Raw genomic sequence first — 19,131 nt, 5'->3', positions numbered from 1 at the left:
GATCTTTTACGGGGCTTCCTTGAAGCGATAGCCGACGCCATAGAGCGTCTCGATCATCTCGAAATCATTGTCGACGATCTTGAACTTCTTGCGCAGCCGCTTGATGTGGCTGTCGATGGTGCGATCGTCGACATAGACCTGATCGTCATAGGCGGCGTCCATCAGCGCATTGCGGCTCTTCACCACGCCGGGGCGCTGCGCCAGCGCTTGCAGGATGAGGAATTCCGTGACCGTGAGCACGACAGGATCGCCGCGCCAGGTGCAGGTGTGCCGCTCCGGGTCCATGACCAGCGCGCCGCGCTCCAGCACCTTGGCTTCCGACTCCTTCTGGGCCGCGGCCTCCTTGGGATTGGCGCGGCGCAGAATGGCTTTCACGCGCTCGACCAGCAGGCGCTGCGAGAAGGGTTTGTGAATGAAATCGTCGGCGCCCATCTTGAGGCCGAACAATTCGTCGATCTCCTCGTCCTTCGAGGTGAGGAAGATCACCGGAAGGTCGGATTTCTGCCGCAGACGGCGCAGCAGCTCCATTCCGTCCATGCGCGGCATTTTAATGTCGAAAATGGCGAGGTCCGGCGGATTGGCGCGCAGCCCGTCGAGCGCGGCCGCGCCATCGGTGTAGGTCTGAACGCGGTAGCCCTCGCCTTCCAGAGCGATCGAGACGGAAGTGAGAATATTTCGGTCGTCGTCGACGAGAGCGATTGTCGGCATCTTCAACCTTTACTGTTACGTCCGATGTCGGGCTCGATGTTCGAATCGAGAGGCGCGAGCTCGTCTCTTGCGCTCGCGCTGCGACTCGTCGTTGTCGGCGGCTCGCCTGGCCGCGCCGCTTTGGAACATCGCCGTTCGGTCGCCACGTTCCAGCGCGTTGGCGGCCGAAATGTGGCTGGCGTCGGCCATTCGCATGACGCCGGCCGAAACAGGGCCGACGTTCGGCTTCGTGTCGCCTTATATACATAATCGCGACACAAATCACCTACCGCCGCGATAGGGACGAAACGCCGCGGAAACAACGGCGAAGCCTCGGCTCGCGAGGCTTCTGCAAAGCGTCGAAAATTTCGATAAAAAGCAAGATGTTGCCGGCGTGTCCGCAACCGTGCGGCGCAGCGCGCGCCGATGGCGCCGGCGTGGGCGCGGGCGGACGCCCGAAAAGCGACGCTCGCGCATCGATCGGCGCGTGTGATTCGCTCGCGCGCGAGCCCGCCCTGTCTTTCCCTCGGTCGTCGATTCGTCATAGCCTGCGCATAGCGTCTCGACGCCGAGCGAATCGGCCGCGCGCCGGCATGGACCGCGCGCTCTCGCGTCGCCAGTCGCGTGCGATTTTTTTCACCTCTTCGTTTTCGACAGTGCTTTTCGATAGTGATCTCGGCGTCGCGCCGCACAGCGTTTCGGCTATTTCCTGCGGGCCGTCTCGACGACGCTCGCCGGCTCGCCCTATTCATCGGCGCGGCGTCGTCCAGAGGGATCGGCGCCAATGATTCATTTCCATCCTCCTTGTCGGGCGGCGCTGCTGCGCGGCTCGCTCGCGATCGGACTTCTCGTCGATTCGGCGACATGGGCTCACGCCAGCGAAGAGGAGCTGCGCGCGGAGGTTCGCGCGCTCGTCGAGCGTCTGCACAAGCTCGAGAGCAGGCTGGACAAGAGCCAGAAGACCGCCGTGGCGGATAAGAAAAAGGAGAAGGAGGAGAAGCAGAAAGAGAAGGAAAAAAAGGAGGAGGCCGAAAAGAAAGGGCCCGATAATTTCCGCTTCAGAGGCGTGACGATCACGCCCGGCGGCTTCATCGCGCTCGAAAGCGTGTGGCGCAGCCGTTGGATCGGCGCGGACGTCAACACGCCGTACCAGAACATTCCCTATAATTTCTTCGCGACCGCGCATTCGAGCGAGTTCCGCTTCAGCGCGCGACAGAGCCGCTTGTCGATGCTCGTGAAGGGCGAGATCGATCCGGTCACGAAGATCACCGGCTATGTCGAAACCGATTTTCTCGGCGCCGCGCAGACCGCCAATTCGAACGAGAGCAATTCCTACAATCTGCGCCTGCGGCAGATGTACACGAACATCGATTGGGAGCCGTTCGGCGCGCATTTCCTGGCCGGACAGGCGTGGTCGCTGGTGACCTTGAACAAGATCGGCATCAAGCCGGACACGACGGTTCAGCCGCTCACCATCGATGCGCAATATGTTCCCGGCTATGTCTGGGCGCGGCAGCCGGGACTGCGCCTCACCATGGACCTCGACAAGGCGTTCTGGCTCGCCTTCGCGGCCGAAGGCGCCGCCACCACTTTCACCGGCTATGGCGCCCTGCCGCCGGGATTTATCGGCACGACCGCGCTGCCGCTACAAAATCCGATCCTGTTCGGACAGGCGGCCGGCGGCGGTCTCTACAACCTCGTGAACAGCTATTCGTTGAACCGCGCTCCCGATCTCATCGGCAAGGCGGCGTGGGACGCCAACCTCGGCGATCGCATCGTGCATCTGGAAGGCTTCGGCCTGATGCGCAATTTCACCACGCGCGCCTATTGGGGCAATCGCAGCGCATGGGGCGGCGGCTTCGGGGGCGGCGCGTTCGTCCCGATCATTCCGGAGCTCCTCGATTTCCAGGTCTCCGGCGCGATCGGCCATGGCATCGGCCGTTACGGCGCGGGGCAGCTCGCCGACGCCACATGGTCGGCCTATGACGGCGGCCCGCTGCCGATCAGCGAACGCATGATCCTCATCGGCGGCGTGCTGCATCCGAGGCCCGATCTGGACATATACGCCTATGCCGGCGGCGAGTTCACCGCGAGAAATCCGCAATATGTCGCGATACCGGGGAATGTGATCTTCGGCGGCTTCGCCAATCCGTATTTCAACAATCTGGGATGCAATCTCGAGAATGATGCGCTGACGACGACGGCGTTCCTCTCGGGCGGAACGGCCGCCAATGCGCCATTGGGCGGCGCTCTCGCCTGCGCGGGCGTGATCAAGGACATTCGGCAGGTGACCGGCGGCTTCTGGCACACTTTGTACGAAGGGCAGTTCGGCAAGGTGCGCGGCGGCGTGCAATATTCCTACACCATCAAGGACGGCTTTTTCGGCGTCGGCGGCGCGCCGCAAGCGCGCGACAGCATGGTCTTCACCAGCTTCCGTTACTATCCGTTCGAAGGCAAGGCGCCGACGATTCCGGTGCTCGCAAAATTCTAGGAGCGCTATCTGTGATCAGAATTCGCTCCCGAAGAGAGAATCGCGCGCGTCAGTCCGTCCAATCGAGGGAGCGCGTCACCGCCTTCGTCCATTTGGCGATGCGGCGCGCGCGCTCGTCTCGCGACATCGTCGGGCTCCATCGTTTCTCGGCGCGCCAATGCGCGGCGATCTCCTGCGTGTCGCTCCAGAAGCCGGTGGCGAGTCCCGCGGCGTAAGCGGCGCCGAGCGCGGTCGTCTCGATGCAGCGCGGACGCACCACGGGCGCCGCGAGAATATCCGCCTGGAACTGCATAAGCAGCGCATTCACCGCCATGCCGCCGTCGACGCGCAGCTCGTCGAGCGCGACGCCGGAGTCATCCGCCATCGCCGCGACGACATCGAGCGTTTGAAAGGCGACCGCCTCCAGCGCGGCGCGGGCGATATGCGCTTTCGTCGAGAAGCGCGTGAGCCCGGCGATCAGCCCACGCGCGCTCTCGCGCCAATAGGGCGCGTAGAGGCCCGAGAAAGCGGGCACGAAATAGACGTCGCCATTGTCGGGAACGCTCGCCGCGAGCGCTTCTATGTCGGCGCTCGTCTCGATGAATCCGAGATTGTCGCGCAGCCATTGCACCAGCGCGCCGGCGATGGCGACGGAGCCTTCGAGCGCATAGACGGGCTTCTCCTCGCCGAGCTTATAGGCGAGCGTGGTGAGCAGGCCCTTGGTCGAGAGGCGCGGCGACTCGCCGATGTTCATCAGCAGAAAGCAGCCTGTGCCATAAGTGTTCTTGGCGTCGCCGGGCGAAAAGCACGCCTGGCCGATCAACGCCGCATGTTGATCGCCGAGCGCGCCCGAAAGCGCGACGCCCGCGAGCGGCGCGCGGCAGGCGCCATAGATTTCGCTCGACGAGCAAATCTCCGGCAGGCAGGCGCGCGGAATGTCGAACAGCGCGAGCAGCTCCTCGTCCCATTGCAGCGTCGCGAGATTCATCAGCTGCGTGCGCGCGGCGTTGGTCGCGTCGGTGAAATGACGGCCGGTGAGATTCCAGGCGATCCACGAATCCATCGTGCCGAACAAGACGTCGCCCGCTTCCGCCTTCTCGCGCGCGCCGGGAATCGTCTCGAGCAGCCAGACGAGCTTGAGGCTCGAGAAATAGGTGGAGAGCGGCAGCCCGGTCTTCTCGCGCAGCCGATCCTTGCCGCCCTGCGCGGAAAAGCGCGCGACGAGCGCATCGGTGCGCGTGTCCATCCAGACGATCGCGTCATGCAATGGCTCGCCGGTGTGGCGGTCCCAGAGCAGCGTCGTCTCGCGCTGATTGGTGAGGCCGACGCAAGCGAGATCGGCCGGCGTCAGTCCCGCCTTCGTCAGCGCGCCGGCGATGACGGCTCGCGTATTGCGCCAGATCTCGCGCGCGTCATGCTCGACCCAGCCGGGACGCGGATAGATTTGCGCATGCTCGCGTTGATCGAGTGCGACGATCTCGCCGTCATGATCGAAGACGATGAAGCGCGAGCTCGTCGTGCCTTGATCGATCGCGCCGACATATCTGGTCATGATCGTCTCCGCCTCGCTCGTCGGTCTTGTCTCGGTGGCCTCCGCGTCACGCGGCGCCGCGCGGCGCGAGGACTCGCGCGAGCGTTCGCGTCTGCGCTGTGTCGAAGCGCAGGCCGAGCTTCGAGCGCCGCCACAGCACGTCTTCCGCCGTGCGCGCCCATTCATGCGCGCGCAGATAATCGAGCTCCGCTTCGCTCAGGCCGCAGCCGAGATCGGCGCCGAGATCGGCGAGAGATTTCGCCGGCTCGAGAAAGCGCCACGCCCTCGTTCCATAGGCGCCCGCCAGCCGGCGCGCGAGGCGCGGCTCGAGAAACGGCTTGGCGCGAATCAGATCGGCGACAAAGGCGTCGAAGCCGCCGGGGCCGAGATCGCCGCCCGGCAGAATGGCGCCGCCGGTCCAGGCCGCGCGCATATGCGGAAAGAAGGGCGCGAGCGTATCCAGCGCATGTTCGGCGAGGCGGCGCGCGGTGGTGATCTTGCCGCCGAAGATCGACAGCGCCGGCGCTCCGCCGCCTTGCGCGTCGAGATCGAAGGCATAGTCGCGCGTGACGACGGAGGCCTCGAGCGAGCCGTCGTCATAGAGCGGGCGCAGGCCGGAATAGCTCCAGACGACATCGCCGCGCCCGACCTTTTTCCGGAAGAAATGATCGATCGCCGCGAGCAGATAATCGGTCTCGTCGTCGCTGATCGCGACCGGCCCGGGCTCGCCGGGAAAGGGAATGTCGGTGGTGCCGACGAGGGTGAAATCCTCCTCGAAGGGAATGGCGAAGATGATGCGCTTGTCCGGCCGCTGCAGCATATAGGCCTGCGCGCCCTCATAGAGCTTGCGCGTGACGATATGCGAGCCTTTGACCAGCCGCACATGCTTGCGCGAGCCGAGGCCGAGGCGTTGCCCCAGCGTCTCCGAGACCCAGGGCCCGGAGGCGTTGACCAGCGCGCGGGCGCGAATCTCCTCCAGCCTTCCATCGGCGCCGGCGACGCTGGCGATCCATTGCGCGCCCTCTCGTCGCGCATCCTGCCGCCGCGCGCCGACGAGCTTCGCGCCGACGCGAATGTCGGCGCCGCGCTCGAAAGCGTCGAGCGCCTCCAGCGCGACGAGCCGCGAATCGTCGACCCGGCAATCATAATAGGAGAAGCCGAGGCGATGATCGGCCGTCAGCGGCGCGCCGAAAGGCGTTCCGGCGAGGGCGACCGTGGCCGAGCCGGGGATGCGCTCGCGCCGCGCGAGATGGTCGTAGAGAAAGAGGCCGAGCCGCACCAGCCAGGCCGGGCGGATCGAGCGCTCATGCGGCAGGATGAATTGCAGCGGATGAATGATATGCGGCGCGGCGGCGAGCAGAAGCTCGCGCTCGGCCAGCGCCTCGTGCACGAGGCGGAATTCATAGTGCTCGAGGTAGCGCAGGCCGCCATGGACGAGCTTGGTCGAGGCGGAGGAGGTTGCCGCGGCGAGGTCCTTGCGCTCGAGCAGCAGGACGCCGAGGCCGCGCCCGGCGGCGTCGCGCGCGATGGCGCAGCCATTGACGCCGCCGCCGACGATGACGAGATCGAAGACCATTGCCGGCTCCCCGCTTCTATCCCGTGAGCTTCGTGTCTTCGTGGTGAAGAAACCACTAAGACACGAAGAGCGTCACGCGAATAGGCGGAGAGTCGGGTCTGGCTAGTCGGAGACGCGCGAGCGCGGCGCGGAATGCTCCGGCCGACGTCCGCCCGGATTGCCGGGGCGGCGCTGCTGCTGCGGAGGCCGCGCATGCTCGCCCGGCTTGCCCGCGTGCCGGGTGACGCGGCCCGGTTCCTGATGCGTGCGCCTGTGCTCATGCGGCGGCCGACGCGGCGCATCCGCCTCCGCGGCGGAGCCCGAGGCGGTGCGGCGGTCGGTGACGTCCAGGGTCTGGCGGGTCACGCGCTCGATCTGCTTGAGCAGCGGCCTCTCGCTATTGTCGCAGAGCGAGACGGCGGCGCCTGTCGCGCCGGCGCGCGCGGTGCGGCCGATGCGATGAACATAGGCCTCCGGCGTCTCCGGCAGCTCGAAATTCACCACATGGGAGACCCCGTCGATATCGATGCCGCGCGCGGCGATATCGGTCGCCACCAGAGCGCGGGTGCGCCCGGCGCGAAAATCCTCAAGCGCGCGCTGACGCTGATTCTGGCTCTTATTGCCGTGAATCGCCGAGGCGCCGACGGCGTTCGCCGCGAGATGCTGCGCGACGCGATCGGCCCCGCGCTTCGTGCGCGTGAAGACGATGGCGCGCGAGAAGCTCGGATCGGAAAAGAGGTCCAGCAGGACGTCGCGCTTGGCCGATCCGTCGACGAGGATGACCCGCTGCGCGACGCGCTCGGCCGTCGTCGCCGCCGGCGTCACGCGCACGGTGACGGGATCGCGCAGCATGTCGTCGGCGAGCGTCGAGATCTCCTTCGGCATGGTCGCCGAGAAGAACAGATTCTGCCGCTCCTTGGGCAGGCGCGAGACGATCTTGCGAATGGGAACGACAAAGCCGAGGTCGAGCATATGGTCGGCCTCGTCCAGCACGATCGTCCGCGTCGTCTCGAGCCGCAGATGGCCGGCGCCGATATGATCGAGCAGGCGGCCGGGCGTCGCGACCAGCACATCGAGCCCGCCGGCGAGCATTCTGATCTGCGGGCCGTGAGCGACGCCGCCGACGATGACGCCGACGCTCATGCGGGCGAATTGCGCATAGGCGCGGAAGCTGTCGGCGATCTGCGCCGCGAGCTCGCGCGTCGGGGCGAGCACCAGCGCGCGCGTCGTGTTGGGAGCCGGACGGCGGCGGTCGTCGAGCAGCCGCTGCAGGATCGGCAGACCGAATGCGGCGGTCTTGCCGGTGCCCGTCTGGGCGATGCCGAGAAGGTCTCGGCCTTGGAGAAGCGCGGGAATCGCCTGGGCCTGGATCGGCGTGGGCGTCGTATAATTTTCCTGCGCGAGCGCGCGCAGAAGGACCTCGGCCAAGCCGAGATCGGCAAAATTAGTCACTGCGTATCTTTCGAAATGGGCGGCATGCGCGCGAAAACGGTTCCCGCGCGTGGCCATGCAGCGATGGATGGGAGACCTGCCCCGCGTATCGGGCTGTCGTCGGGACGAGGACTCGCTCTACGGCTCCGATCCCCTGTGGGAAGCGATCCACGCGGCCGGAACGAGTCACGCTGCATTGCAGCAACAACGTAGGTAAAGAGAATTCAATGCTCTGTCAATCGCCAATTCTGCCGCCAATTGCGCCCCCAATTCTGCGCCGATTGCGCAGCTCGCGCCTGTGCGGCGATTCCGCCGCGCCCGGGGCCGCGCAAAGAGGGCGTGGCCGCGGGCTATGCTTCGCGCGGCGGCCGCCATATAGAATAAGGGACGCCCCTAACCTCGAGGCTGCGCCTTCCATGCTCGACGCCCTCCGCGCTTTTCTCGACGAAGTCTCCGGCGCCGCACGGCCGCGGCCGCTCGAGGCGGCCGATTATCGTCTGGCCGCCGTCGCTCTGCTGGTGCATCTCGCCACCATCGACGGGGAGTTCGACGCCGGCGAGCGCGCCTTGCTGCAAAGCCTGGTGGAGACCCGTTTCGGCCTCGATCCCGCCGCCGCCCGCGCGCTCATCGAGGCCGCGGCCGAGAGCGAGCGCGAGGCCGTCGATCTCTATCGCTTCACCCAGGTGTTGAAACGGCTGCTCGACGAGGACGGACGCCGCGCCGTCATCGGCATGTTGTGGGAAATGGCCTATGCCGACGGCGAGGTGCACGAGTTCGAGGAGAATGTGATCTGGCGCGTCGCCGAGCTGCTCGGCGTCTCGACGCGCGATCGGGTCACGCTGCGTCAGGCTGCGAAGGACGTGGACAAGCCGGTCCGGTCCGGCCCCTGGGGAGGCTGAAGACATGAACGACGCCGCGACCACCACGATCGTCACCGGAGCCTCGGACGGCATCGGCCTCGAGCTGGCCAAGCTGTTCGCCCGCAAGGGCCATCACGTGACTCTGGTCGCCCGCCGCCGCGAGAAATTGGAGGCGCTGGCCGGCGAGATCGAGGCGGCCGGCGCGCCCGAGCCTCCGCTGGTCGTCGACCTCGACCTCTGCGAGGCGGGGGCCTGCGACAGTCTCGCCGAGACGCTGAGCGCGGCCGGGCGCAAGCCGGATATTCTGGTCAACAACGCCGGCTTCGGCCTCGTCGGCCGGGTCGCCGAGCTGGACGCCGCCGAGCAATTGGCGATCGTCGATCTCAATATTCGCGTGCTGACGGCGCTGACTCTGCGCTTTCTGCCTTCGGTGATCGAGGCGCGCGGCGGCATATTGAATGTCGCCTCGGTGGCCTCCTTCATGCCGGGGCCGGGCTTCGCCGTCTATTACGCCAGCAAAGCCTATGTCCGCTCCTTCAGCGAGGCGCTCGCCGAGGAGATGAAGCCGCATGGCGTGCGCGTCACCGCGCTCTGCCCCGGCCCGGTGCAGACGGGGTTCCAGGCGCGCGCCGGCTTCGACTACAAGGGCGAGATGAAGGCGGTCAAGCCCGCGCTGCTGCCGGCCGAGGAGGTCGCGCGGCAGGGCTATGAGGCGCTGCTCGCGGGCCGGCGCGTGGTGGTGCCGGGGCTGGTGAACAAATTCTTCGTCGCGGCGGGACGGGCGGCGCCGCGCGCGATTCTGCTGCCGCTGCTGGCCAAGGCGCAGCAGGCGCGCTGAACACGATCGCGCTGAAACGCCGAGAGCCCGACGGCGCTTTCGCGCGTCGGGCTCGCTCGCAAATCCCTCGAGAAAAGGATCAGGCTTCCTGAGCCTTGACCTTCAGCACCTGCCGGCCGCGATAGATGCCGGTCTTGAGGTCGATGTGATGCGGACGGCGCAGCTCGCCCGAATCCTTGTCCTCGACATAGGTCGGCGCCTTGATCGCGTCGGCGGAGCGGCGGAACCCGCGCTTCATCGGGGAGGTTTTTCGCTTCGGAACGGCCATTTGTCTCGATCTCCAACGCCCCGCATCGGGTGCGGGGTGAAAACTCGTGCGGGGCGGATACAACAATTCCGCGCGTCTGGCTAGCCCGGACGACCGGTCCTTCTATGCCGGGAGCGCGACGTCCAGACCAAAATACGAGCGATTTTCGTGTCCGAACCGGCTTTTACGTCGAGACCTCCGCGCAGGACAGCTTTCTCGCCAGCGCCTCTATATGGCCGCTGTCCGTTCCGCAGCAGCCGCCGACGACGCGCAGGCCGAAGCGGCGTCGAACGCGCCCGACATTTTCGGCGAAGGCGGGGGCCGGCTCGGTGAGCAGCTCCGCGCTGCCTTCGAGCTCCTCGACGTCATTGTCGGACGTATTGGCCTGGAAAGCGAGAATGCGACGGGCCGCTTCGGGATCGAGGGCCGTCACCGCCTCCAGCGCCGATTCGAGCGCGAAAGCATGGACGCAGTTGACGGCGAAGCCCGCGGGGGGCCGCGACGTCTCCGCGTCGATCCGGCGCATCGCTTCCGCGAGCGGCGTTCCGTCGAGGACGACGCCGGTGCGGCGGATGACGAAGCTGATGATAGAGGGCAGGCTCGTTTCGGCCATGGCGTCGGCGACGCCGAGCGCCTCCTCCACATTGGGCGCGGTCGCCAGGAACAAAAAATCCACCCCGGCGGCGGCGAGCGCATCCACCTGCGGCAGGTGGAAAGCGCGCGCGGCGCGGCGGTCGAGGCCCTCCTCCGGCTTGTAGGCGTCGCCCGACGGGCCGAGGAGACCGCCGACGAAAATCGGCGATCCTTCGCCGAAGGAGTCGCGCAGCGCGATCAGGAAGCGGGCGTTGTCCTCATTGACGCGATGGCCGCGAAATCGCGAGGCGTCGATGGCGTGGCGCGAACAACGCCAAGTGTCGGTGAAGGCGAGGATCGGCAGGCCCGCGGCGCGCGCGACTGTCATATAGTCGCGATGGATTTCTGTGAGACGAATCCGGCCCGCCGCGTCATAGACGAAGCCGCCGTGCAGAATATGCGGATCGAGGATGAGATCGGGGTCACGCCGGAGCCGTTCGAGAACCGCGCCGTCCGTGATCGCGCCGGCGCCCGACGCCAGGAAGTGACGGAAATCCATGCGGTCCTCCCGACTGCTTGAAAGCGAATAGGCAAAAGCGCGAGCGCAGGCCATGAGCGCTGGCAAGGCGCGCAGGCAAGGCGCGGGCCAGGGAAGGGCCGAGCGAGGCAGGTTCGCAGCGCCGGGGGGATCTCGAGAAGACCCGCAGCTCCGCTTGATCGCGCCGAGCTTCGGCTCCATATACCGCCTCGAGGCGCCGACGCCGGGCCTCGCAGATTTTTCGCAAGAGAGAAGCGCCGCGAGGGCTTCGATATGGCACGACTGCCGACGCTGAATTCCCCCTTTCTCTTGGGGTTCGACGAGATCGAACGCGCGCTGGACCGCGTCACCCGCTCGGGCTCCGATGGTTATCCCCCCTATAATATCGAAAGGATGCCGCGCACGGATGCGTGTCCGGATCGGCTGCGGCTGACGCTCGCCGTCGCCGGCTTCACGCGCGATCAGCTGGAGATCTCGCTCGAGGAGAGCCAGCTCGTCATTCGCGGCAAGCAGGTGGAGGAGCGCGAGCGGCAGTTTCTCCATCGCGGCATAGCGGCGCGGCAGTTTCAGCGCGCCTTTCTGCTGGCGGAAGGGATGCAGGTGCTGGGCGCCGATCTCGTCAACGGACTCTTGTCCATCGACCTCGTGCGTCCGGAGCCGGAACGCGTCATCCGCAAGATCGACATAGCGACGCCGGAGGAGCCGGCGAAATGAGAAGGGGCGCCGGGAGGCGCCCCTTTCCGTCTTGCTCGTGGGCCTTGGGGGGATGGGCTCGGGGGCTGAGCTGGAGGGAGGGTCTCAGCCGGTGGTCTGCTCTTCCTGCTCGCGCACGGTCATGGCGTTGCCGTGCCAGATGAAATCATCGAAGAGGCAGGCGTCGACGAACATCACCGGCAGCAGAATGTCGCGCGTCAGCAGCGCCAGCGGGCTGCGCCAGGAGACGCGCCAGCCGGCGACGCGGGCCAGCAGACATTCGGCGCCGTAGAGCGAGGCCAGAATGGCGCCGGCGGTCAGCGCCACATTGGCGTCGAGGAGATGGGCGGCATAGGCGCCCGTCACCACCGGCATGAAGCTGCCATTCATGCATTCCGGCGCGAAATAGGCGGGGAAGGTGACGCGGCGCAGCCGCGCCCAGCGCACATGGCGCGAATAGACCTCGAGCGCGCTGCGATGGCCGAGCGGCTGCTCGAAGGGCATGTCGACGAGCCGCACCTTCATCTTCTGCGCGCGGACGATCTTGGTGGAGGCGGCGTCCTCGGCGATCTCGGCTCCCAGCGCCCTTATGCCGCCGGCGCGCTCCAGCACCTCGCGGCGCCACATCATATTCTTGCCCTGCGCGAAGCCGATGCCGACCGCCTCCGCGCCATATTGCCAGCGCGCCTGGAAGGTGTTGAGGAAGCCGCATTCGACCTCCGCCCAAAAACCCTTCGGCCGCGAGCCGATCGGCATGGAGATGGACAGCGCCGTATCCTTGCGGAAGGCGGCGAGCATGGTCTGGATGTAATCGGGCGGCAGAAGCGCGTTGGAGTCGGCGAGCACGATCCAGGCGTGCCGCGCGGCGTCCCAGCCCTTCACGCAATTGTTGAGCTTGGGATTGACGCTCACATAATCGTCGCCGACCAGCAGCCGCGCCGGGACCTGCGGATGCGCGGCGATGAGCCGCTCGACCAGCGGAATCACCGGATCATTGGCGCATTGCACGCAGAAGAGGACCTCATAGCTCGGATAGTCGAGCGCGAAGGTCGAGCCGAGCGTCTCCTCGCTGAAGGTCTCGAGCCCGCGCAGCGGCCGCACGATGCTGACCGGCGGCGCATTGGCGGGGACGGGCCGGGTGCGGGGACGGGCTTTGCAGCGAATGGCGGTGATGGCGATGCTGGCGAAGTTGAGCGTGAGCAGCGTCGCGCAGAAGGCGGCGCACACATAGGCGATGATCATGCGTGGTCCCTGCCTGTCACTTGCGGGATTCGAGACGGGCGGCGGCCGCGGCCTTGGCCGGCGAGCGGCGACGGCTGCGCAGTCCAGGAGCGGGCCAGACCGATATTCCGCCTGACAACTCGCTCAGCTCTTGGCAAAAGGGGGGCGGCGCGAGAATCTTGTCGCGTCGCGCGGCCCTCGCATTCTCCTCCTGCCGAAGTTTGCTCATGACCACTCCGATCGTTCGTTTCGCGCCGTCGCCGACCGGCCGCATCCATATCGGCAATGCGCGTCCGGCTCTGCTGAACTATTTGTACGCCGTCGCCCACAATGGAAGATTCGTGCTGCGATTCGATGACACTGATTTCGCCCGCTCGAGCGAGGAGTTCGCGCAGGCGATCGAGGTCGATCTCGCCTGGCTCGGGCTGCGGCCGGACATTGTGGTCCGCCAGTCGCAGCGCGTCGCGCTCTATGAGGCCGCGGCGGCGCGGCTCCAGGCGGCCGGCCTGCTCTATCCCTGCTACGAGACGCCGGAGGAATTGGAGAAGCGCCGCAAATTGCAGCAGGCGCGCGGCCTGCCGCCTGTCTATGACCGCGCCGCGCTGAAGCTCTCGGCCGAGGATCGGGCGCGGCTCGCGGCGGACGGGCGCAAGCCGCATTGGCGTTTCAAGCTGCCGGCGGGCCTCGTGGAATGGCGCGATCTCGTGCGCGGCGATTGCGCGATCGATTGCGCCACTCTGTCCGATCCGGTGCTGCTGCGCGAGGACGGCACCTTTCTCTACACGCTGCCCTCCGTGGTGGACGATATCGCGCTCGGAATCACCCATGTGATTCGCGGCGAGGATCATGTGACCAACACGGCGGTGCAGATTCGCCTGTTCCAGGCGCTGGCGCCGGAGCGGCCCTGTCCCGTCTTCGCGCATCACAATCTGCTCATCGGCGGGAGCGGCGAGGCGCTCTCCAAGCGCACCGGCTCGCTGGCCATCGCCTCGCTGCGCGAGGAGGGCTACGAGGCGCTGGCCGTGGCGGCGCTCGCGGTGCTGACCGGCTCGTCGGACAGCGTCCATGCGGTGCGCTCGCTCGCCGATCTCGCGCGGGAGTTCGATCTCGCGCATCTCTCGCGCAACGCCGCGCGTTTCGATCCCGCCGATCTCGGCCCGCTCACCCATCGCACTCTGGCGATTCTCGATTACGAGGACGTCCGGGACCGGCTCGAGGCGCATGACATCGTCGGCTTCAAGGTCGAGCCTTTTTGGCGCGCGGTGCGCGGGAATTTGACGCGTTTTTCCGATGCGCTGGACTGGTGGCGCGTCGTCGAGGGCGAGATCGCGCCGGTTCGCGAGGATGCGGGATTTCTGGCCGAGGCGCTGGCGCTGCTGCCGCCCGAGCCCTGGGACGAGACCACATGGTCGGCCTGGACGAGCGCGGTGAAGGTCGCCGCCGGCCGCAAGGGCAAGGCGCTGTTTCATCCGTTGCGGCTGGCGTTGACGGGCGCGGAGAACGGGCCGGAATTGTCGCTGCTCTTGCCGCTGATCGGCCATGCGCGGGCCGTGGCCCGGCTGTCGGGGGCGTGAGGCGGGCCGAGGGTCCGGGGCTCACGCCGCTTCGGCGAGCGATTTAGAAACAGCGAACCTGCGCCTCGGCCTGGGCGCGGCGCAGCTCCTCCAGCGCCTCCTTGGCGAGGCGCGAGTTGCGAAATAGCGAGCCGATCTGCCCGGGCTGCTGATCCATGCTCGCCACCGTTTCCGCCGAGACATAACGGTCATAGGGCAGGATGGTGGCGACGATGTCGATCGAGCAGGAGCATTGCTCCAGCGCCTGCCGCGAATCGCCATTGGCCTTCATGCAGCCGAAGACGTAATCCGCCCGCGCCGAGGTCGGATAATCATTGAGATCGGCCGCGCGCGCGGGCAGGGCGGCGACGAGGGCGAGCAGGCAAGCGGCGGCGGGACGGAGCATCGGGGGCGATCCTGCGAGGGACGACGGCCCCGATGGCCTAGCGCAAGCGCATGGCGAATCGCAAGCGCGCAAGCGGCTTGACAAAATTAGATAGGACTCCTAATAAAAATCCATGACGCTGTTCGACGCCATCACCACCCCTTTGACCCGCCGCCTGCGCGAGGGGCTGGACCGCATCGCCGCCGCCATGCGCGCCGATGAATGGGGCGTCGCCGAGGAGGCCGGCCTCACGCCGACGCAATTGCACGCGCTCACCTTCATCGCCGGGCGTGGCGACGCGGGACTGCGCCTGCGCGCCGTGGCGGAGCATCTCGGCGTCACGCAGCCGACAGCGACCGACTCCATCGCCGCGCTCGCGCGCAAGGGGCTCGTCGCCAAGCTGCCCGAGGCCCAGGACAAGCGCGCCGTCGCCATTCGCGTCACGCCGGCCGGCTGCGACGTCGTTCGCGCCATCGGCCTCGCCATGACCTCGGCCGAGCGGGCGCTGGAAACGCTGACGCCGCAAGAGCAGCAGACGCTGCTCGCGCTGGTCATCAAGACGATCCGCGCCTTGCAGCAGGCCAAGGCCATTCCGCCGCAGCGGCTCTGCGTCACCTGCCGGCATTTCCGGCCCTATGCGCATGAGGATGCGGAGCTTCCGCATCATTGCGCGCTGGTCGACGCCGCGTTCGGCGGCCGCCATCTGCGGCTGGATTGTCCGGAGCATGACGCCGCGCCGCAGCCTCTTCTCGAAGAGGCGTGGCGCGCCTTCGAGCGTGCGCCTTAGCGCCGCCATATCGCATTTTCACGAGCTCGAGGGCGTTCGGCGCCGCCGCCGAAACCGCCCACGGCCTCGCGGAAGACCGGCTCGCCGCAGGATTTCGGCGCGCCGAACGCAGAAGAGAGGAGGACCAAGGCCATGGCGAAGAAAGCGACATTCTACCATGCGGGTTGCCCGGTTTGCGCGGATGCCGAGACCGCCTTCGCGCAATCGCTCGACCCGCACGTCTTCGATGTCGAGATCGTCCATCTCGGCGAGGACAAGGCGCGGCTCGGTGAAGCAGAGGCCGCCGGCGTCAAATCCGTGCCCGCTTTCGTCATCGACGGGCGCGCCTATCACATCAATTTCGGCGCGGATCTCGCCGCGCTGAAATAAGCGGAGCACCCCCCGCCGCCGTTGTCACTTCGGCGACTCCGAACTGCCTCGCCGAGCCTTGCTCGCGCGAGGCCTTTTTTCACGCGAGGCCGTTTATTTCAAAGCGAGGCCGCCATGACTTCTCCTTCGATCGAAATCATGTTCGCGGCTCGCGCGCTGGCTCCGCTCGGCCCGCGCGACGCGCCGAGCGGCATCGTCAAGATCGCGGCGCCGGCGCCCTGGCGCCTTCTGCGTGAGGGCCTCGCCGGCGATCGTCAAGGCGATCTGCGCCATCACGGCGGGCCGGAAAAGGCGCTGCACCATTATCCCCGCGATCATTATGACGCCTGGGCGAAGGAGGGACCGGAACTGGTCGCGGCGCTCAGCGCGCCGCCCGCCTTCGGCGAGAACATCTCGACGCTGGGCGTCACGGAGAGCGACGTCTGCATCGGCGACGTCCTCGCATTCGGCTCGGCGCTGCTGCAGGTGAGCCAGGGGCGGCAGCCCTGCTGGAAGCTCAACGCCCGCTTCGCGCGGCCGGATATGGCCCGCCGCGTGCAGACGAGCGGACGCACCGGCTGGTATTATCGCGTGCTGCGCGAGGGCGTCGCCGAGCCCGGCGACCGTCTCCAGCGCGTCGAGCGGCCGCTGCCGGATTGGTCTTTGTCGCGGCTCAATGACTTGCTCTATCGGCGCATGCTCGATCGCGACGCCTTGGCGCAAATGGCGGAATTGCGCCCGCTCGCGCCGTCCTGGCGCGCGCTGGCGGCGCGCCGTCTCGCGCATGGAGTGGTCGAGGATTGGTCCTCGCGCCTCGTCGGCGCATGAGATTCGGGCTTGAGATTCGGGCGCGCGATTCAGGCGCGGCCCGCAGAGCTTTCGAGGTCGACGGCCGCGAGCTTCGCGGCCTCGGCTCCCGACAGCATGGCGCCATTGAACCCGTGCTCGCCGCCGAAGGCGGAAGCCAGATAGACTCCCGGCAGCGGCGTTTTCGGCGTGCGCGGAAAGCCCGCTTCGATGGGCGTCGTCGGCGGCGTCGCCGCGAAACCATAGACGGCCCCTTCCGGCGTGTTCAGATAGCCGCGCATGGAATTGGCGGTGAGCAGCGTGCGCTCCTGCACCAGGGCGGAGACGCCGGGATAATCGCGCTCCAGCCGGGCCAGCAGCGCATCCAGCCAGAGCTCGCGGCGCTCGCGCGCGACGTCGCGATCGACGCCCTCCCAATTGCCGATGCGGTCGAGGCCCAACACGCTGAGCAGCACCGGCGCCGTCTCCCATAAGCCGGAATCGATCGCGCCGAAATTGGCGACGCCGAGCGGCGGCAGCGCGCCCTTCGGCGCGTCGGCGAGCAGGCCGGCGGCGTCATATTGATCGAAGGCGGTCATCCGGTCCGGCAGCAGAATGGACGAATAATCGGTGAGGCCGACGGCGGTCGGCGCCGCGCTCAATCCGTAATGCGCGCAGAACAGCGAGGTGGACAGCGGGCGCGCGCCGAAGGTGGCGTCGAAGACCGCGCGCGCCGGGCCGGGCAGAAGATCGCCGACGATGTTCGGACCGCAGCCGGCGAGGATCGATCGCGTCGCGACGCGCTCCTCGTCCTCGCCGGTCTTGCGGTTCACATGGCGCAGGGCGATGGGCCTGCCATCGGCGTCGGTCTCGATCGCGCTCGCCGAGCGGCCGAGGCGCACGGAGCCGCCCGCCTTGGTGATCGCCTTGGCGAGCTTGAGGCTCAATTGCCGCGAGCCGCCCTTTATATAGGCGCCGCCGCAGCCGATGTTGGAGCCCTGGGCGAGCGCGTAAGCGATGAACCACATGCGGCGCGGGTCGTCGCCGTAATAGAAGAGATTTGCGCCGAGCGCGCATTTGAGCGCCTCGTCGGAGCCGAATTCGCGCGCGAGAACATCGGCGAGCGAGGCGGTCCAATCGGAGGCCGCCGGCGCGCAGGCGCCCAGACGGCGCGCCGATTTGCCGATCGGCGCGCTCTCGCCGGATAGATTCCAGAGCGCGTCCTGGATCGAATCGAGCGATCCGAGGAAGCGCTCGATCGCTTTGCCGTGAGCCGGAAAACGCTCGGCGAGCGCGCTCGCGGCGGCGTCGAAGCCGGCGGGCAGCGCGAAGGGCTCGCCCAGCGGGCCGCCCCGGACCGTGTAGAGCGGGCCGGTCGAGATCCATTCGATCTCGTCCAACAGGCCGAGCTCGTCGAGGATGCGGCGCTTGGGGTCGCGCGGATTGCGCGGGTCGGAGGTCTGGTGGAGCGAGGATTCGACGGTCAGGCCGCCGACCTTATAGACGGAGGCCGCGCCGCCGAGGCTGAAATTGCGCTCGAGCAGCAGCACGCCATAGCCTTGGCGCGCCAGCAGAGCCCCGGCGGTGAGGCCGCCGAGCCCCGAGCCGATCACCACAGCGTCGAATTGTTTCGCGTCGGACATTCCTCGGCCCTTCTCGCATCAGCCCTTTCGCTCGCGGCGCGCCGCGTCGAAAGCGCGACCTTACAGATAGGGCCACAATGAAAAAAGGGCCTCGCGCGCATCCCGTCGCGCGTTCCGCGACGGGAGCGGCGGGAGCCTCGCCGCCGCCGGGCGCCGCGCTTTTCCGCACGGAATTTCCCGACTGACGCCGAAACGATCTTCTCCACGACGCCCGGTCTCGATAAGCTCCGCCATATCGTCGGCGGCGCGCCGAATGCGCCGAGGAGGACGCCATGACCAGCGGAGAATCATTCCCCGTCACCCACACAGAGGCGGAATGGCGCGCGCGCCTTTCTCCCGAGCAATATGACGTCATGCGCGCGCATGGCACCGAGGCCCCCGGGAGCTGCGCGCTCGAGCATGAGAAGCGCCCGGGCGTCTTCGCCTGCGCAGGCTGCGATCAGCCGCTTTTCGCGACGCGCCAGAAATTCTCGAGCGGCTCCGGCTGGCCGAGCTTCTTCGATCCGCTCGACGGAGCCATCGCCACCTCGGTCGACCATTCCCATCGCATGACCCGCACCGAGGTGCATTGCAGCCGCTGCGGCTCGCATCTCGGCCATGTGTTTCCCGATGGCCCGCCGCCGACCGGCCTGCGCTATTGCATCAATGGCGTGGCGCTGACATTTTTTCCGGAGTGACGATCGGGTGGGCGCTAGCCCATTCGACGAGCGACCCTTCCCTCCCCCGCTCGAGGGGGTACGGGTGGGCGCAAGGCGCGTCGTTCCGTCGGCGCGACCATGCCTTTCGGGTCGTCTCGAACAGGCGACCGCGCGCGCGTCGAAATTCTATCGTTGATTCGACGAGGAATAGAGGACCAGCTCGCCTCCGCCGTCAAATAGTGGCGCGCGGCCCGGCGCTCTCTGAAGGGATAGGCCGAGGGTAGGTCGAAGGCCCCGGCTGTTCGAATGTGCGGATTGAAGTCGAGACGTCTCCGAACGAAGAGGAG

18 protein-coding genes are annotated in these 19,131 nt (G+C 67.2%); 9 read left to right on the top strand and 9 right to left on the bottom strand.

Going from position 1 to position 19,131, the window contains the following annotated elements; translation table 11 throughout:
• Positions 1 to 6 precede the first annotated feature (6 nt).
• Positions 7 to 708 carry a response regulator transcription factor gene (locus VIF40_RS04735; RefSeq protein WP_331936372.1) on the bottom strand — a complete coding sequence of 234 codons (702 nt, stop codon included), beginning with the start codon at positions 706 to 708 and terminating at the stop codon, positions 7 to 9.
• Between the two features lie 763 nt (positions 709 to 1,471).
• Here VIF40_RS04735 and VIF40_RS04730 point away from each other — a divergent pair.
• Positions 1,472 to 3,178, top strand: coding sequence for a hypothetical protein (locus VIF40_RS04730; protein ID WP_331936371.1), 1,707 nt, complete (start codon positions 1,472 to 1,474; stop codon positions 3,176 to 3,178).
• Positions 3,179 to 3,227: 49 nt separating this feature from the next.
• On the opposite strand, the gene glpK is transcribed toward VIF40_RS04730, so the two are convergent.
• From glpK to VIF40_RS04715, 3 genes are all read right to left on the bottom strand, one after another.
• Entirely contained in the window at positions 3,228 to 4,709 is a 1,482-nt protein-coding gene (glpK, locus tag VIF40_RS04725; RefSeq protein WP_331936370.1) for a glycerol kinase GlpK, read from the bottom strand.
• A gap of 46 nt (positions 4,710 to 4,755) precedes the next feature.
• A complete protein-coding gene (locus tag VIF40_RS04720; protein ID WP_331936369.1) occupies positions 4,756 to 6,264 on the bottom strand; it encodes a glycerol-3-phosphate dehydrogenase in 1,509 nt (502 codons plus the stop codon).
• Positions 6,265 to 6,366: 102 nt separating this feature from the next.
• Positions 6,367 to 7,695 carry a DEAD/DEAH box helicase gene (locus tag VIF40_RS04715; RefSeq protein WP_331936368.1) on the bottom strand — a complete coding sequence of 443 codons (1,329 nt, stop codon included), beginning with the start codon at positions 7,693 to 7,695 and terminating at the stop codon, positions 6,367 to 6,369.
• Positions 7,696 to 8,090: 395 nt separating this feature from the next.
• On the opposite strand from VIF40_RS04715, the gene VIF40_RS04710 reads away from it, so the two are divergent.
• Together VIF40_RS04710 and VIF40_RS04705 are read left to right on the top strand one after the other, a co-directional pair.
• Complete coding sequence (locus VIF40_RS04710) at positions 8,091 to 8,573, top strand: TerB family tellurite resistance protein (protein WP_331936367.1); 483 nt, start codon at positions 8,091 to 8,093, stop codon at positions 8,571 to 8,573.
• 4 nt (positions 8,574 to 8,577) lie between these two features.
• The gene (locus VIF40_RS04705; RefSeq protein ID WP_331936366.1) at positions 8,578 to 9,372 is read left to right on the top strand and encodes an SDR family oxidoreductase; all 795 of its coding nucleotides are present in this window, start codon (positions 8,578 to 8,580) and stop codon (positions 9,370 to 9,372) included.
• 79 nt (positions 9,373 to 9,451) lie between these two features.
• Here VIF40_RS04705 and rpmF read toward each other — a convergent pair whose 3' ends face one another.
• Positions 9,452 to 9,640, bottom strand: coding sequence for a 50S ribosomal protein L32 (rpmF, locus tag VIF40_RS04700; RefSeq protein ID WP_024878183.1), 189 nt, complete (start codon positions 9,638 to 9,640; stop codon positions 9,452 to 9,454).
• A 163-nt stretch (positions 9,641 to 9,803) separates the two neighbouring features.
• On the bottom strand, positions 9,804 to 10,751 hold the full coding sequence (locus VIF40_RS04695) for a homocysteine S-methyltransferase family protein (protein WP_331936365.1): 948 nt from the start codon (positions 10,749 to 10,751) through the stop codon (positions 9,804 to 9,806).
• Positions 10,752 to 11,003: 252 nt separating this feature from the next.
• Between VIF40_RS04695 and VIF40_RS04690 the strand changes: the two genes are divergently transcribed.
• Positions 11,004 to 11,444 (top strand): Hsp20 family protein, encoded by a 441-nt coding sequence (locus tag VIF40_RS04690; RefSeq protein WP_331936364.1) that lies wholly within the window; start codon positions 11,004 to 11,006, stop codon positions 11,442 to 11,444.
• An 84-nt stretch (positions 11,445 to 11,528) separates the two neighbouring features.
• Here the strand turns inward: VIF40_RS04690 and VIF40_RS04685 are convergent, their stop codons facing one another.
• The gene (locus tag VIF40_RS04685; RefSeq protein WP_331936363.1) at positions 11,529 to 12,665 is read right to left on the bottom strand and encodes a ceramide glucosyltransferase; all 1,137 of its coding nucleotides are present in this window, start codon (positions 12,663 to 12,665) and stop codon (positions 11,529 to 11,531) included.
• A gap of 206 nt (positions 12,666 to 12,871) precedes the next feature.
• Here VIF40_RS04685 and VIF40_RS04680 point away from each other — a divergent pair, with 206 nt between their 5' ends.
• Positions 12,872 to 14,218, top strand: coding sequence for a glutamate--tRNA ligase (locus VIF40_RS04680; protein WP_331936362.1), 1,347 nt, complete (start codon positions 12,872 to 12,874; stop codon positions 14,216 to 14,218).
• Positions 14,219 to 14,261: 43 nt separating this feature from the next.
• Here the strand turns inward: VIF40_RS04680 and VIF40_RS04675 are convergent, their stop codons facing one another.
• The gene (locus tag VIF40_RS04675) at positions 14,262 to 14,603 is read right to left on the bottom strand and encodes a hypothetical protein (protein ID WP_331936361.1); all 342 of its coding nucleotides are present in this window, start codon (positions 14,601 to 14,603) and stop codon (positions 14,262 to 14,264) included.
• Positions 14,604 to 14,715: 112 nt separating this feature from the next.
• On the opposite strand from VIF40_RS04675, the gene VIF40_RS04670 reads away from it, so the two are divergent.
• The 3 genes from VIF40_RS04670 to VIF40_RS04660 all read left to right on the top strand — a co-directional run bounded on the left by VIF40_RS04670 (position 14,716) and on the right by VIF40_RS04660 (position 16,545).
• A complete protein-coding gene (locus VIF40_RS04670; RefSeq protein WP_331936360.1) occupies positions 14,716 to 15,369 on the top strand; it encodes a MarR family winged helix-turn-helix transcriptional regulator in 654 nt (217 codons plus the stop codon).
• Between the two features lie 132 nt (positions 15,370 to 15,501).
• Entirely contained in the window at positions 15,502 to 15,738 is a 237-nt protein-coding gene (locus VIF40_RS04665; protein ID WP_331936359.1) for a thioredoxin, read from the top strand.
• A 114-nt stretch (positions 15,739 to 15,852) separates the two neighbouring features.
• Positions 15,853 to 16,545 (top strand): MOSC domain-containing protein, encoded by a 693-nt coding sequence (locus VIF40_RS04660; RefSeq protein WP_331936358.1) that lies wholly within the window; start codon positions 15,853 to 15,855, stop codon positions 16,543 to 16,545.
• Between the two features lie 29 nt (positions 16,546 to 16,574).
• Here VIF40_RS04660 and VIF40_RS04655 read toward each other — a convergent pair whose 3' ends face one another.
• Positions 16,575 to 18,146, bottom strand: coding sequence for an NAD(P)/FAD-dependent oxidoreductase (locus VIF40_RS04655; RefSeq protein ID WP_331936357.1), 1,572 nt, complete (start codon positions 18,144 to 18,146; stop codon positions 16,575 to 16,577).
• Positions 18,147 to 18,418: 272 nt separating this feature from the next.
• Between VIF40_RS04655 and msrB the strand changes: the two genes are divergently transcribed.
• Positions 18,419 to 18,823 (top strand): peptide-methionine (R)-S-oxide reductase MsrB, encoded by a 405-nt coding sequence (msrB, locus tag VIF40_RS04650; RefSeq protein WP_331936356.1) that lies wholly within the window; start codon positions 18,419 to 18,421, stop codon positions 18,821 to 18,823.
• The last annotated feature ends 308 nt before the right edge of the window (positions 18,824 to 19,131 follow it).

Origin of the sequence: Methylosinus sp. (assembly GCF_036560965.1) — a bacterium.
Classification (GTDB): Bacteria; Pseudomonadota; Alphaproteobacteria; order Rhizobiales; family Beijerinckiaceae; genus Methylosinus.
Note: the sequence above shows the minus strand (reverse complement) of the source record. Positions and strands in the feature narration are given on the sequence as shown.

Coding starts and splice junctions, on each gene's coding strand:
- VIF40_RS04735 (WP_331936372.1), bottom strand. CDS start 708: ATGCCGACAATCGCTCTCGTCGACGACGACCGAAATATTCTCACTTCC.
- VIF40_RS04730 (WP_331936371.1), top strand. CDS start 1,472: ATGATTCATTTCCATCCTCCTTGTCGGGCGGCGCTGCTGCGCGGCTCG.
- glpK (WP_331936370.1), bottom strand. CDS start 4,709: ATGACCAGATATGTCGGCGCGATCGATCAAGGCACGACGAGCTCGCGC.
- VIF40_RS04720 (WP_331936369.1), bottom strand. CDS start 6,264: ATGGTCTTCGATCTCGTCATCGTCGGCGGCGGCGTCAATGGCTGCGCC.
- VIF40_RS04710 (WP_331936367.1), top strand. CDS start 8,091: ATGCTCGACGCCCTCCGCGCTTTTCTCGACGAAGTCTCCGGCGCCGCA.
- VIF40_RS04705 (WP_331936366.1), top strand. CDS start 8,578: ATGAACGACGCCGCGACCACCACGATCGTCACCGGAGCCTCGGACGGC.
- rpmF (WP_024878183.1), bottom strand. CDS start 9,640: ATGGCCGTTCCGAAGCGAAAAACCTCCCCGATGAAGCGCGGGTTCCGC.
- VIF40_RS04695 (WP_331936365.1), bottom strand. CDS start 10,751: ATGGATTTCCGTCACTTCCTGGCGTCGGGCGCCGGCGCGATCACGGAC.
- VIF40_RS04690 (WP_331936364.1), top strand. CDS start 11,004: ATGGCACGACTGCCGACGCTGAATTCCCCCTTTCTCTTGGGGTTCGAC.
- VIF40_RS04685 (WP_331936363.1), bottom strand. CDS start 12,665: ATGATCATCGCCTATGTGTGCGCCGCCTTCTGCGCGACGCTGCTCACG.
- VIF40_RS04680 (WP_331936362.1), top strand. CDS start 12,872: ATGACCACTCCGATCGTTCGTTTCGCGCCGTCGCCGACCGGCCGCATC.
- VIF40_RS04675 (WP_331936361.1), bottom strand. CDS start 14,603: ATGCTCCGTCCCGCCGCCGCTTGCCTGCTCGCCCTCGTCGCCGCCCTG.
- VIF40_RS04670 (WP_331936360.1), top strand. CDS start 14,716: ATGACGCTGTTCGACGCCATCACCACCCCTTTGACCCGCCGCCTGCGC.
- VIF40_RS04665 (WP_331936359.1), top strand. CDS start 15,502: ATGGCGAAGAAAGCGACATTCTACCATGCGGGTTGCCCGGTTTGCGCG.
- VIF40_RS04660 (WP_331936358.1), top strand. CDS start 15,853: ATGACTTCTCCTTCGATCGAAATCATGTTCGCGGCTCGCGCGCTGGCT.
- VIF40_RS04655 (WP_331936357.1), bottom strand. CDS start 18,146: ATGTCCGACGCGAAACAATTCGACGCTGTGGTGATCGGCTCGGGGCTC.
- msrB (WP_331936356.1), top strand. CDS start 18,419: ATGACCAGCGGAGAATCATTCCCCGTCACCCACACAGAGGCGGAATGG.